A 13,599-nucleotide genomic window follows, 5' to 3' on the forward strand; every position below is an offset into this window, starting at 1 on the left:
TGGGCGCACGCTTTGGCAGCGGATCTTGGCGCCGGGGCAACCGTAGTATGGTTGCCGCCATGCAGCTCAAACATTTCGCCGGTGCCCTGGCTGGCAGCCTTGTGTTCGCCACAGCCACGGCAGGGGTCACCGCAGCCAAGACCCCCTCCTATCCCGATGCCGATGCCAGCGACCCCGCAAAGCTGGGCTGGATGGTGGGCTCACCGCCACCGCCGGACCGCACGCTGCGCTTCGACGACGGCTCCTATTTCCAGTTTCCCGCCATGCGCTGGAGCGTCTCGCACTTTCGCCAGCTCATGCCCACGGTGAATGTGTCGCGCGGCCTGGCGTCTGCGGCACCGCTGGCCCAGGCGTTGCGCGACGACATCGACGATCTGCGCTTCACGCCATTGGGTGCCAGCCAGCCCATGACCTGGCGCGATTCGCTCAAGGCCAACTACACCGACGGCATCGTGGTGCTGCACAAGGGCCGCGTGGTCTATGAGCGCTACTTCGGCGTGCTCAAACCCGAAGGCCAGCACGGCGCCATGTCGGTGACCAAGTCCTTCGTCGGCACGCTGGCGGCCATGCTGGCTGCCGAGGGGCAGCTCGACCCCTCGCGCCGCGTGTCGGAATACGTGCCCGAGCTGGCGGCCTCGGCCTTCGGCAATGCCACGGTGCGCCAACTCATGGACATGACCACGGGCATACGCTTCAGCGAAGACTATGCGGACCCCCAGGCCGAGGTCTGGGCGCACGCGGCAGCGGGCAACCCGCTGCCCAAGGCCAAGGACTACACCGGGCCGCGCAGCTACTACGAATTCCTGCAGACCGTGAAGCCCGAAGGCGTGCACGGCAAGGCCTTCGGCTACCGCACGGCCAACACCGATGCGCTGGGCTGGGTGCTGGCGCGCGTGAGCGGCCAATCGGTGGCCGATCTGCTGTCCGAGCGCATCTGGAGCCGCCTGGGCGCCGAGCAGGATGCCTACATGTCGGTGGACTCCACAGGCACGCCCTTTGCAGGCGGTGGCCTGAACCTGGGCCTGCGGGACCTGGCGCGCTTTGGCGAGATGCTGCGCAATCGGGGCCAGTTCAATGGCCAGCAGATCGTTCCCGCAGCCGCCGTGGACGACATCCGCCGTGGCGGCGATGCGGCGGCCTTTGCCAAGGCCGGCTACAAGCTGCTGCCGGGCTGGACCTACCGCAACATGTGGTGGGTCACGCACAACGCCCATGGCGCCTTCGCGGCGCGCGGCGTGCATGGCCAGACCGTCTATATCGATCCCAAGGCACAGATGGTGATTGCGCGCTTTGCCTCCCATCCGGTGGCTGGCAATGCGGCCAATGACCCGACCTCGCTGCCGGCCTACGAGGCGCTGGGCAGGCTGCTGGCTGGGGAGCGCTGAGGCGCTGAAGGGGAGCGAATTTCCCGCATAGGCTTCGGCGGCCAGGGGGCACCGCCTGCAAGAACGCGTATTGTCAAGAAAATTTGCTAACGTATGTAGCATCTTCTTGCAATAAGTAATTCTTCTATGTTCCAGTCCCTGCGTGCGCGACTCATCGCGCTCAGCGTGGCCATCGTCACCGTGGCCATGCTGGCCCTGGCCATTGCCAACTTCCTCACGGTGCAGCGCCATGTGCTGTCCACCCTCGACGACCAGAGCCGCCAGCTGGTGAACGCCCAGGCCCAGGTTCTGGGCGAATGGGTGGCGACCAAGCGCCTGCTGACCCATACCCTGGCGCAGGCGGTCGATACGCCGGAGCCGCGTGCCGTGGTCCAGGCGCTGCGCGACGGCGGCGGCTTCTCGGATGCCTACTTCGGCTACACCGACAAGCGCATGTTCTTCCTCAACGAGATGGCTGCCGACTACGACGTGACGGCCCGCCCCTGGTTCAGGCAGGCGCTCAAGGAAGGCAGGCCCATCGTGACGGCGCCCTATCTGTTTGTCTCTCCACCCGAAGTGGGCGTGACCTTTGCCGAGCCCGTGGGCCCGGCCGGCAATCCCGTCGCCGTGGTCGGCACCGACGTGCTGCTGACCACGGTGGTGCGCACCGTGGGCGCCATCCGGCCCACGCCGGGCAGCTTTGCCTTCTTGGTGGATGAGGCCGGTGCCATCGTCACCCATCCCGATCCGGCACTCACGCTCAAGCCCGTCTCCGCGCTCTCGCCCCAGTTGCGTGCCGACGCCATCCAGGCCCTGCCCAAGGCGGACTCCGGCATGCGCACGGCCGTCGGCGGCAAGGACTTCCTGCTCTACGGCCAGGGCGTGCCCGGCACGGACTGGCAACTGGTGGTGGCCGTGCAGCGCGACGAGGCGCTGTCCGCGCTGGGTTCGCTGCTCAAGGTGTCGGGCGCCATCGTTGCCATTTCGCTGATCCTGGCGATTGCGCTGCTGGGCGCCGTCATTGCCCGCGTCACGCGCCGGCTGGCCGTGGTGCGCGATGCGCTGGAAGACATCGCCTCGGGTGACGGCGATCTCACGCGCCGCCTGTCGGTGCAAGGCAATGACGAACTGACGCAGATCGCACGCGCGTTCAACCACTTCACCGACAAGATCGCCTCGGTGCTGGTGCGCATCCGGGAATCGTCCGAGACCGTGCGCCATGCCTCCACCGAAATCGCCAGCGGCAACCAGGACCTGTCGGCACGCACCGAGCAGCAGGCCAGCTCGCTGGAGGAAACGGCTGCCGCCATGGAGCAGCTCACGGCCACCGTGCAGCACAACGCCGAGAATGCGCGCCAGGCGCGGCAACTGGCCAGCAGCGCCTCCGACATCGCCACGCATGGCGGCACGGTCGTGGACCAGGTGGTGCGCACCATGGGCGGCATCGAACAATCCTCGCACCGCATTGCCGACATTATTGGCGTGATCGACTCCATCGCGTTCCAGACCAATATCCTCGCGCTCAACGCCGCTGTGGAAGCAGCCCGTGCCGGTGAGCAGGGCCGCGGCTTTGCCGTGGTGGCCTCTGAAGTGCGCACGCTGGCCCAGCGCAGCGCCACGGCCGCCAAGGAAATCAAGGCGCTGATCGATGACTCCGTGGGCCAGGTCGATGCCGGCAGCCGGCTGGTGCAGGACGCAGGCGCCACCATGGGCAAGGTGGTGGAAAGCGTGCAGCGCGTGACCGCCATCGTCACCGAGATCAGCAATGCCAGCCAGGAACAGAGCACGGGCATTGCCGAGATCGGCACGGCCGTCAGCCAGATGGACCAGTCCACCCAGCAGAACGCGGCCCTGGTCGAAGAGGCCACGGCCGCCGCCCAGTCGCTGCAGCAGCAGGCCGCGCAGCTGGCGGATGTGGTGGCGGGGTTCCGGCTCCAGTCCTGACCGGGCCCAGCCAGGGGCGCAGGCCCTGACTGCTAGCCCCGCCTGTCCTTGAGGCGCGTCATGGAGCGGCGCGCCGCAGACAGGCTTGCGCGCCGGCCCATGGGCAGTCCAGCACCCGCCTCGGGCACGGCCGCACCGGCCAATCGCTGCTGCGCCTGCAGCAGGCTGCGAAGGTCCGCTGCCCGCTCCTGCGCCAGGGCGGCCGCATTCTGGGCGGTCTGCAGCTGGGAATGCAGGCTCAGCTGCTCCTCCTCGCTCTTTTCATAGCGGCTTTGCAGCTCTGCAAGGCGGGTCGCTGCCTTGCGCTCCTGCTCGGTGGCGGCCTTGCGCGCAGCCGCCAGTTCCTGGCGTGCGCGGTCCACCTCATTGAGCATGTGGCGCTCATTGCCCGCGTACTGCTCGGCCATGCGCTGGCGCTCGAGCGCGGCGGACTGCATTTCCTCGCCATGCTTTTGCTGCAACGCCTCGCGCTGGCGGGCGGCTTCGGCCAGCGCATCGCGCATTTCTTCCAGGCGTTCGTCGCGGTCCTGCAGCTGCTGCTGCATTTCATCAAGCCGGCGCGACAAGTCCTGCGACTGGGCCTGGGCCACTTGCAGGGCCTGGTCCATGGCCTCTTTCTGCGCTTGCATGGACGCCTCGCGCCGCGCCATTTGCTCCTGCTGCTCCTGCAGCTCGGCCTGCGTGGCCTGTGCCGCTTCCTCCCGGGATTGCAAGGCGGCGCGGGCGGCCTCCATGGCCTCTTCCTGGGCGGCGTCCCACAGCTGCTGCGCCAGGCGCTGAACGGGATCGGGCACCGACGACGGCAGCAGTTCGCCCTGCCCTGCCGCCACGCCCAGGCGCTGGCCCAGCGTGGCAAACCAGGTCTCCAGCATGGGGCTGACGGTATTCGGCGAGCCCCGGCCAATGTGCTGGCGCACGCGCTCGATGGTCGGCCGCAGGCCCTGGGCGATCAAGGCGTCTGCCGCGGCCCAGACATCGGCTTCCTGCACGCCACGGGTGGATGTTTTCTGCATATCGTGAACTATTTCCAATATTACCAACGATAAGAGGTTGTTATCGTGAGTTATTTTAACTTTGTGTAATACATCATATGTTAGATGTATTAAATATTACATATGAAATTTTCATACAGTATGGATGCGCACATTACACGGATTTGTGGCGCAAAAAGGCCGCTCCTGGTCGCTGGAAAGTGAACTTTGCGTCGTGCCGATCGCTGCAGGCCCGCAAGGGATTGCCCGGGCGGCGTCGGGCGACAATCCATGGATGCGCACCGGCCCTTTTTCGCTGACCTCCCGACCTCAGCCCCTGGACGACATCCAGGAAGGCAACGCCCTGCCGTCCGCCGGCCTGGAGCCTGCCGCCCGGCAGGCCGTGCGCGAGCTGATGCACGAGGGCGAATCCGCCAACACCAGAAACAGCTACCAAAGCGCCATGCGCTACTGGTCCGCCTGGCATGCGCTGCGGTTTGACCGGCAGATGCAGCTGCCGCTGGATGTGCCCTGCGTGCTGCAATTCATCATTGACCATGCCCAGCGGCAGACCGGCGCGGGCCTGGCCAGTGAAATGCCGGCGCACATGGACCGCGCCCTGGTCGAGGCCGGATACAAGGCCCGCGAAGGCCCCCTGTCGCACAACACGCTGGTGCACCGCATGGCGGTGCTGTCCAAGGCCCATCAGGTGCATGGACTGGCCAACCCCTGCCAGGACGGTGCGGTGCGCGAGCTGATGTCGCGCACGCGAAAGGCCTATGCGCGGCGCGGTGAAGGTCCCGCCAAGAAGGATGCGCTGACGCGCGACTTGCTGGAGCAATTGCTGGACACCTGTGACGACAGCCTGCGCGGCCGCCGTGACCGTGCCCTGCTGCTGTTCGCCTGGTCCAGCGGCGGGCGCCGCCGCTCGGAGGTGGCCGGAGCCGACATGCGCCACCTGCGGTCCGTGGGGCCGCAGGAATTCATCTACACGCTGGCCCACTCCAAGACCAACCAGTCCGGACGGGACGCGCCCGAGAACCACAAGCCCGTCACCGGGCGCGCGGCCCAGGCGCTGGCCGATTGGCTGCGTGCCGCCGCCATACAGGAAGGGCCGATCTTCCGGCGCATCCGCAAGGGCGGCCATGTGGGCGAGCCCCTGTCGCCGGCGGCCGTGCGCGACATCGTGAAGCAGCGCTGTGCGCTGGCAGGCGTGGAGGGAGATTTCTCGGCGCATTCCCTGCGCTCGGGCTTTGTGACCGAGGCCGGGCGCCAGAACGTGCCCCTGCCCGACACCATGGCGCTGACAGGGCACAGCAGCGTCAATACGGTGCTGGGCTATTTCCGTGCGGATTCCGCGTTGAGCAACCGTGCGGCCCGGCTGCTCGATGCCGGCGACGACGATGCGGCCGCCGCCGCGCAAGGCAGCGGCGGACCGCAGCGCTGAGCTGCCGGCTCAAAAGAGCTCAAAAGCCCCAAAAAAAAGCCCCAAGGCTCACTCCTGTACCGAGGTCCGCGTGCCGCTCAGACCCAGCTTGCGCAGCAGCGTGGCGTCGGCCTCCACATCGGGGTTGCCGGTCACCAGCAGCTTGTCGCCATAGAAGATGGAATTGGCGCCGGCCATGAAGCACAGGGCCTGCACGGCGTCGCCCAGTTGCTGCCGGCCCGCCGACAGGCGCACGCGCGCCGTGGGCATGGTGATGCGGGCCACCGCGATCACGCGCACGAAGTCCAGCGGATCGACAGGCTCGCTGTCCGCCAGCGGCGTGCCGGGCACGCGCACCAGGCTGTTGATGGGCACCGACTCGGGATGCGGATTGAGATTGGCCAGCTGGGCGATCAGGCCCGCGCGGTGCACGGGCGCCTCGCCCATACCGATGATGCCGCCGCAGCACACGCTGATGCCTGCGCCGCGCACGGCCTTGAGCGTGTCCAGACGGTCCTGGTACTGGCGCGTGCTGACCACGTCCTGGTAGTACTCGGGCGCCGTGTCCAGGTTGTGGTTGTAGTAGTCCAGGCCCGCTTCGCGCAGCGACTGCGCCTGGTGGGGCTGGAGCATGCCCAGCGTGGCGCAGGTCTGCATGCCCAGGCCCTTCACGGCGCCGATCAGCTCGTTCATCTTCTCGATGTCGCGGTCCTTGGGCGCGCGCCAGGCTGCGCCCATGCAAAAGCGCGTGGCGCCCGCGTCCTTGGCCGCCTGGGCGGCGCGCGTGACTTCGTCCACGCTCATGAGCTTTTCTGCCTTGACGCCGGTGTCGAACTCGGCCGCCTGCGGGCAGTAGCCGCAGTTCTCGGGGCAGCCTCCGGTCTTGACCGACAGCAGCGTGGCCAGTTCGATATCGCCCGCAGGCCAGTGCTCGCGGTGCACGCTCTGGGCCTGGAACATCAGGTCCATGAAGGGCTTGTCCAGCAGTTCCTGGATGGCCTGCACGCTCCAGGCGCCTTCAAACGGCAGCATGTCGCTTTTGGAGGGGCGTGCATGCCATTGCAGGGGGCTGCCGGCCGCAGGCTGTGCGGAGGTGGCGGAAGTCGTCGGGGTGGTGCTGCAGGCGGTCATCAAAAACTCCTCTGTGGGTCTGCTTTTTTCATTCTGATGAGCAAAAAAAGCCTTGGGAATGAAAAAGCCGGCTCCTTGGCAAAAATAGTTGCCCCGTTTTCATGGCCTGCAAAAAAAGCGAACTTCGCTTATTTTTGAGCGATGTTGGGCATGTTTTGGCAGAAGTTCTTCTCGGTGACTTCTTCTTGCCGCAAGCACGCGGCCATTGGCGGTCAACATCGCTCAATTGTCCGATGAGCGCTTCAAAAGATGCGTGGACAGGCGCGGCAACGGATTCCCAATACCTGCCAGATGCCTCTCCAAAACGACCACAATGGGTGCCTGCCGTCGTCGCCACAGCGGCTTTCAGCCCTGCCGGCCTGCGGCTGAACCCGCTTCCCTCTGCTTTCGCCGCTTTTGCTCAGATTTCCCTCACATGTCCCTGCGCTCCCTGGAATTTCCTACCGATCACGGCAAGCCGCTGCTGCTCTCGCGCGAGCAGCAGGCCATCCTGGCGCATGAGGGGCGTTCGGCCATCGTGGCTGCGCTGGCGGGAGTGGGCAAGACCACGACGCTGGCCTGCAAGGTGGTCCAGGCCTGCCGCAGCGGCCAGGCGCAGCGCATTCTGGTGCTGGCCTATTCGCGCTCCGGCGTGGCGGCCTTCCATCACCGGCTGCAGCAACTGGTGCGCGAGGTGCCGCCCCAGGTGCAGATCACCACGGTGGAGCGCTGGGCGGCCCAGCAGATCCGCCGCCGCGACCCGGCGGCTCACTTTCTGGCCGACCGCGTGGCGCTGCAGGCCCGTGTGCGCGAGGCCCATGATGCGCTGCGCGAGCGACTGGCCTGGCAGCCCGACCCTTTGTTCGAGCAGCCCGGCGATCTGGATCTGGACGCCTTCTGGGACTTCAACCTCAGCGCCAAGAAGTCGTTGCTGCCCCAGCGCCTGGCCGAGGAAGGCATGGGACTGGCGAGTTTCTGCGAGGAGTATTTGCTCGACTACCGCCTGGCCTGCCTGTTCTTCGAGTACGAGCGCCGCCGCATCGACCACTGTGGCGACCCGCTGTACTACGCGGAAGGCGACTGCAGCCATGCACTGGCCAGCGACGCCCTGCAGGGCCAGGCGCTGGACCTGCCGCGCTACGACCTGGTGGTGTTCGACGAGATGCATGACCTGGACCCGGCCTCGCTGCAACTGCTGCGCGCCCTGGTCGGAACCAGCGGCTGCGCCTTCCTGGGCGCAGGCGACTTCAACCAGCACATCGAGGCACAGGCCTGGTCCGTGTTCCGCGACAAGCTCCACCAGCTCGATGACTTCCTGCCCCAAGCCACGGCCACGCTGGCGCTGACGCAGTCGCGCCGCTTCGGCCCGCAAGTGGCCAAGGCCGTCAATGCGCTGTTCAATGTGGGCCTGACAGCGGCGCCCACGCGCTTCAGCACCGTGTACCAGCTGCAGCACTCCGACGACAGCGAGTGCATTGACCAGCTGCTGCAGATCCAGGCCAGCCTGGCACGTGCCACCGAACCCGCTGCGCCGGGCGAGCCGCCTTCTGGCAGCGCGCGCAATCCCTCGCTGACCGTGATCCTGCGCCACGAGCAGGACGCCTGCGCGCTGGAATGGGCCATCCACCGCGCCGGCAAGTCCGCCAGCTTCTACGGCTTCAAGCGTTTTTACCTGCAGCGCGAGATTGCCCTGCTGCTGGGCCTTTGCTATGCACATGGCATGCAGGCGCTGTCCTGGAAGGCCGAGACCAGCGTTCTGGGCAGCGAGATCCTGGCCGCCTTCGTGGAAGGTGCGCTGTTCTACGGCAAGGGCAGCGTGGCAGGCGGTGACATGGCCGATCCATCCAGCCGCCACACACTGGCCCAACGCATGGCAGGCGAGATGCTGCACAACCCGCAGATCATCTGGCGCTTCCTGAGCGACCAATCGAGCCTGCAGGGCGGACAACGCAACTTCCAGGCCTTTGGCAGCTTCTTGCAGCTGCCCCTGGCGCTTCAGTCAGACGCGCGCAGCCTGCTGGAGCAGGCCGATGTCTGGGGGCTGTTTGCCGGCGTGGCCCTGTCGCAGGCCCAGTCGGCGGCCTTGCGTCAGCGCGTGGAGGCTTTCATGGATTCGGTGGCGGGCATGACCGTGCCCGACATGCTGGCCCAGGTGGCGGCCATGGCCACGCGCTTCGAGCGTGCCGTGCGGGCCGAGCGCGGATTCGACTTCCATCTGAGCACCATCGAGGAAGCCAAGGGCAAGGAGTACGACCACGTCGCCCTGCCCTTCATGGAGCCTGGCCGCTTTCCGGCGACGGCCCCGCACGCGCTGGCCTTTCTGGAGCGCAACCGCCTGTACGTGGCCATGACGCGCGCCCGAAAAAGGCTGTGGCTGCTGGAGCATGCCGAGCGGCGCGTCCAGCCTTTCGCCTGAAGGCCTCTCAGCCCAGGGCGGCAATCACCTCGGCCGGCGCCTGTACCAGCTCGATCAGCACGCCCTCGCCAGCGATCGGAAACTCGTCATTGCTCTTGGGGTGCAGAAAGCAGATGTCGTAGCCGGCCGCGCCCTTGCGGATGCCGCCGGGCGCAAAGCGCACGCCCTGCTCCGTCAGCCACTGCACGGCCAGCGGCAGGTCGTCGATCCACAGGCCGATATGGTTCAGCGGCGTGGTGTGGACGGCGGGCTTCTTGTCGATGTCCAGCGGCTGCATGATGTCCACCTCGACCTTGTGCGCGCCCTGGCCCATGGCCAGGATGTCTTCGTCCACGTTCTCGCGCTCGCTCTGGAATGTGCCGGTCTGGGTCAGGCCCAGCATGTCCACCCACAGGCGCTTCATGCGCTGCTTGTCGGTGCCGCCGATGGCCACCTGCTGTATGCCCAGAACCCGGAAAGGACGCTGTTCGCTTGCCACTGTCTCGCTCCTGTTGATGTATGAAGAATCACATTGTGGAGGCAAACCGGGGCACGCAAGGCGCAGCGGGCAATGCCGCCATCGGGCTCAGAACTCCCCCAGCACCCAGCCGCTGATCACCGCAAAGTACTCGCGCAGCCAGGCGTTGGCGCGGATCGTCGCCGGCGTGGGCGCGCCCACGGTGAAGGCCTGGCCGTAGCCGCTGCGCTCGGCAATCCAGCCCGCGCGCAGCGTATGGAAATCGCTGGTGACGATGGCAATCGCCGCGTCCGGGGCCACGCCGCGCTCCTGCAGCAGAGGCAGGCTCCACGCCAGGTTCAGCGCCGTGCTGGTACTGCGCTGCTCTATCAGCAGGCGTTCTGGCGCAATGCCGTGGCGTTGCTGCAGATAGCGCGCCATGACGGCGCCCTCGCTCTCGCTTTCCCCAAAGTCCACGCCGCCGCTGGTGATCACCAGCGCCTTGGGCTGGCTTGCAGCCAGTTTGGCGGCGCGGTCCAGCCGCTGGGCCAGCGTCAGCGACGGTTGTCCCTCACGCGTGGCGCTGCCCAGCACCACGATGGCCTGCACCGGCTGGTCAGGGGCCAGCCGGGAAGAAGCAGACAGCAGATGTGCCCAGAACAGCAGCAGGCTGGCCAGCCATATCGCCAGCGCCGTCCAGCCCAGCCACCATGCGCGCCGAATCCATGCACTGGCGCGCAGCCTGCGCGCAATGGCCGCGCGCCAGAAGCTGCACGCCATGAACAGCAGGCCCAGCACCGCTGGCAGCGTCACGCCCAGATTGAACATGCCGCGTGCCATCAGCACCACGGCATCGCCCAGCAGCACGGCGCCAGTGATCAGGCCCAGCCACTGCAAGGGACCCAGCCGCCGAATGCCCGCGACGGCGTTGCGTCCGGGCACTGGCCCGGGCGCGGCAGAGAGCTTGTGCAACAAGCGTCCTCAGTTCCAGCGCTGGTTGGGGCCGCCGGCGCAGGACCACACGATGACGGGCTGGCCCGGCCGGGCATTGCCGCCTTCGATGTCCAGGCACTTGTTGGCAAAGCGGCTGCGGATCTGTCCACGGCTCCAGTCCCATTTCTGGTTGGGCTGGTTGCGGCATTGCCAGGCGATCACGCGCGCGCCATTGCGCGTGCTTCCGTCGGCGACGTCCAGGCACAGGTCGCCCACGCGCATCTCGCCATCACGCGTCAGCGTGAAGCGCTGGTTTTCACCGCCGCTGCAGTGGTACACGATAAGGCCGTTGCCCGGGCGCAGGCCACCCGACACATCCAGGCACAGGCCGTTCTGGCCCCGCACCTCCCGTCCGCCCCACGACGGGTAGCCGGGCTGATGGCCCGGGTAGCCCGGATAGTGGTCATCGTTCCATTGCTCGTCGCGTTCACGTTCGCGGTCCTTGTCGCGCTTGTTCGCCAAAATGGCGGCGCCGGCAATGGCTGCCACGGCGGCACCGGCGATCCATGCGCCCGTGTTGTCGCTTCCGCCTTCCTGGCCCTGCGCGCCCTGGGGCAGGCCGGTCAGGATGCGGAAACGCCCGCCGCAGCCACCCTTGACCCACATCTCCCGGCGGCCCAGGTCATAGCCCCAGTTTTGGTTGTAGCTGCAGTTGCCCGCCAAGGTCTCGACCAGTTGGACCTGCTGCGCGTCGTCGGGCAGGCTGTAGGTCTGGTAGCGGCCATTGGACATGAGCTGCACCGTCTCTTCGCCTGCATGCGCAGGCAGAACCGGCAGGATGAAGCTGCTGGCCAGCAGGACGGAAATGCATTTCTTGATTTGCATGGGATTTCTCGGGCTGCGTTGATCTGAGGGGCGGCTACGCGCAGCAACCGGCCTTTTCTTTCAGGCCAAGAATGCAGCCACCGCCTCTTTCCAGGCTGTGGAGTTTAGCCAAGCAATTTGTAGGATTGCGCCAGATTCTGGCAAGGCTGGCTCAAATCATTGCCTGTTGAATCCCGCCACCCCCGCCCGAAACTCCCCACTCCCATACACCGCCGACACCAGATCCTCATCATCCAGCCGCTGCTCCACCACGATGCGCCGCAGGCTTTCCTTGACTGCTGATTGGGTGGTTGCCGACAAGGCCATGAGCTGCTCGGCCAGCGCCTGTGCCTGGGCTTGCAATTGATCTGCCGGCACCACCGTATGCACGAACCCGCAGGCCTCGGCCTGCTCGGCTGACAGGTAGTCCGCCAGCAGCAGCATGCGCTTGACGCGTGGCACGCCCAGGCTGGCCACCAGGCGGGCGATGTTGCGTGACGACAGCGTGTTGGACAGCGTCTTGGCAATCGGCGCACCGAAGCGCGAGCCGGTGCTGCAGATGCGAAAGTCGCATGCCGTGGCCAGGGCCAGGCCGCCGCCCACGGCCCAGCCGTCGATGACGGCGATGGTGGGCACGGCGATGCGCTCCACGGCGTCGATCACGCGCTCCACGAAGGCTTCATAGGCAATGCCTTGCTGGCCGTCATGGAAGTCCTTGAAGTAGGCGATGTCAGTGCCCGAGATGAAGGATTTGCCGCCCGCGCCGCGCAGCATCACGCAGCGGATGGCCGGGTCGGCCTGGCAGCGCTCCAGGGCTGTGAGCAGTGCCTCGTACATGGGCATGCTCATGGCGTTGTGGCGTTCGGGGCGGTCGATGAGGATCTCGGCCGCGCCCCCGGCGTGAACGGTCAGTGCCACGGCTTCATGCAGGGCGGTGCTCATGCGGCGGCCTTCAGGGCACGGAGTTCGGCCATGATTTCCGCGTTGTGCTCGCCCAGCAGGGGCGGATGGCGGCGCACCTGCTGGGGGGTGCCGAGCATCTTGACGGGAAAGCCGATGTTCTTGACCTTGCCCTCGATGGGGTGGTCGATCTCCATGCACATGCCGCGGTGCCGGCCATGCTCGCCCTCGAAGGCTTGCGGATAGGTGAGCAGCGGGCCGGCGGGAATTCCGGCCTCCAGCATGCGGTCCACCCAGTCGGCGCTGTCGTGGTGGGCCAATTCCGCTTCCAGCTCCCCTATCAGTGCCTCGCGGTGCTTCAGGCGCAGCGCCACGGTGGCGTAGTCGGGGTGCTCGAGCAGATCGGGGCGCTCGATCAGCGCGCACAGCCTGGCCCAGAGTTTCTGGTTGGTGGCGCCCATGACGAAGTAGCCGTCGCGCGCCTTCACGGCCTGGTAGGGGGCGCTCATCTTGTTGCTGGTACCCAGCGGCGCGGGCGGCACGCCGGTGCCCCAGTATTCGGACATGTCCCAAATCGAGAAAGCCATGGCCGAGTCGAACAGCGAGGCGTCTATGTGCTGGCCCTGCCCTGTCTTCTGCGCGCCGATGTAGGCGGCCAGCAGTCCGTAGGTGGCGAACAGTGCGCAACCGATGTCGGCCACGGGCACGCCGGCCTTGACGGGTTTCTCTCCCTTGTAGCCGGTGACGCTCATCACGCCCGACATGGCCTGGGCCATGAGGTCGAACCCCGGCCGCTGGGCCCAGGGCCCGCTCTGGCCGAAGCCCGAGATGCTGACATAGACAATGCGCGGATTGATGCGGCGAATGCTTTCATAGTCGATCTTCAGGCGCTGGACCACGCCGGGCCGGTAGTTCTCGACGATGACATCGGCTGTCGTGGCCAATTGGTAGAAGGCCTCACGCCCCTCCTCGCTCTTGAGGTCCAGCGTCAGCGACCGCTTGTTGCGGTTCATGTTCAGAAAGCCCATGCTGTCCGGGCCCTTCATCTTGAAGCCCATGGCGCCGCGCGTCTGGTCGCCGGTGCCCGGAGGCTCGACCTTGATGACATCGGCGCCCAGGTCGGCCAGCAGCATGCAGGCAAAGGGCCCGGCCATGACCTGGCTGACGTCAAGCACGCGTATGCCTTGCAGGGGCAGTTGTTGCGGGTTGGATTGGGGATTGCTCATGCCGGGTCC

General features: G+C 66.7%; 11 protein-coding genes. 4 read left to right on the forward strand and 7 right to left on the reverse strand.

Annotated elements, in window-relative coordinates; genetic code table 11:
- Positions 1–59 precede the first annotated feature (59 nt).
- The gene (locus ACF8LI_RS21975; protein ID WP_392414116.1) at positions 60–1,385 is read left to right on the forward strand and encodes a serine hydrolase domain-containing protein; all 1,326 of its coding nucleotides are present in this window, start codon (positions 60–62) and stop codon (positions 1,383–1,385) included.
- A 126-nt stretch (positions 1,386–1,511) separates the two neighbouring features.
- Complete coding sequence (locus tag ACF8LI_RS21980; RefSeq protein ID WP_392414117.1) at positions 1,512–3,308, forward strand: methyl-accepting chemotaxis protein; 1,797 nt, start codon at positions 1,512–1,514, stop codon at positions 3,306–3,308.
- A gap of 32 nt (positions 3,309–3,340) precedes the next feature.
- Here ACF8LI_RS21980 and ACF8LI_RS21985 read toward each other — a convergent pair whose 3' ends face one another.
- Positions 3,341–4,321 carry a DNA-binding protein gene (locus ACF8LI_RS21985; protein ID WP_046983923.1) on the reverse strand — a complete coding sequence of 327 codons (981 nt, stop codon included), beginning with the start codon at positions 4,319–4,321 and terminating at the stop codon, positions 3,341–3,343.
- Positions 4,322–4,574: 253 nt separating this feature from the next.
- On the opposite strand from ACF8LI_RS21985, the gene ACF8LI_RS21990 reads away from it, so the two are divergent.
- The gene (locus tag ACF8LI_RS21990; RefSeq protein ID WP_392414118.1) at positions 4,575–5,726 is read left to right on the forward strand and encodes a site-specific integrase; all 1,152 of its coding nucleotides are present in this window, start codon (positions 4,575–4,577) and stop codon (positions 5,724–5,726) included.
- Positions 5,727–5,774: 48 nt separating this feature from the next.
- Here ACF8LI_RS21990 and bioB read toward each other — a convergent pair whose 3' ends face one another.
- Positions 5,775–6,836 (reverse strand): biotin synthase BioB, encoded by a 1,062-nt coding sequence (gene bioB, locus ACF8LI_RS21995; RefSeq protein ID WP_392414119.1) that lies wholly within the window; start codon positions 6,834–6,836, stop codon positions 5,775–5,777.
- 415 nt (positions 6,837–7,251) lie between these two features.
- On the opposite strand from bioB, the gene ACF8LI_RS22000 reads away from it, so the two are divergent.
- A complete protein-coding gene (locus ACF8LI_RS22000; protein ID WP_392414120.1) occupies positions 7,252–9,231 on the forward strand; it encodes a UvrD-helicase domain-containing protein in 1,980 nt (659 codons plus the stop codon).
- A gap of 7 nt (positions 9,232–9,238) precedes the next feature.
- Here ACF8LI_RS22000 and ACF8LI_RS22005 read toward each other — a convergent pair whose 3' ends face one another.
- From ACF8LI_RS22005 to ACF8LI_RS22025, 5 genes are all read right to left on the reverse strand, one after another.
- Positions 9,239–9,709 (reverse strand): VOC family protein, encoded by a 471-nt coding sequence (locus ACF8LI_RS22005; protein WP_013802423.1) that lies wholly within the window; start codon positions 9,707–9,709, stop codon positions 9,239–9,241.
- An 87-nt stretch (positions 9,710–9,796) separates the two neighbouring features.
- Complete coding sequence (locus tag ACF8LI_RS22010; protein WP_392414121.1) at positions 9,797–10,639, reverse strand: YdcF family protein; 843 nt, start codon at positions 10,637–10,639, stop codon at positions 9,797–9,799.
- 9 nt (positions 10,640–10,648) lie between these two features.
- Entirely contained in the window at positions 10,649–11,485 is an 837-nt protein-coding gene (locus tag ACF8LI_RS22015; RefSeq protein ID WP_267179099.1) for a lectin, read from the reverse strand.
- Positions 11,486–11,641: 156 nt separating this feature from the next.
- On the reverse strand, positions 11,642–12,406 hold the full coding sequence (locus ACF8LI_RS22020) for an enoyl-CoA hydratase (RefSeq protein WP_392414122.1): 765 nt from the start codon (positions 12,404–12,406) through the stop codon (positions 11,642–11,644).
- Positions 12,403–13,590 (reverse strand): CaiB/BaiF CoA-transferase family protein, encoded by a 1,188-nt coding sequence (locus tag ACF8LI_RS22025; RefSeq protein WP_209669296.1) that lies wholly within the window; start codon positions 13,588–13,590, stop codon positions 12,403–12,405. The genes ACF8LI_RS22020 and ACF8LI_RS22025 overlap by 4 nt, the downstream gene beginning before the upstream one ends.
- Positions 13,591–13,599: the final 9 nt, after the last annotated feature.

Origin of the sequence: Delftia sp. WSY_12 (assembly GCF_043104645.1) — a bacterium.
In the GTDB taxonomy this organism is placed as follows: domain Bacteria; phylum Pseudomonadota; class Gammaproteobacteria; order Burkholderiales; family Burkholderiaceae_C; genus Comamonas; species Comamonas tsuruhatensis.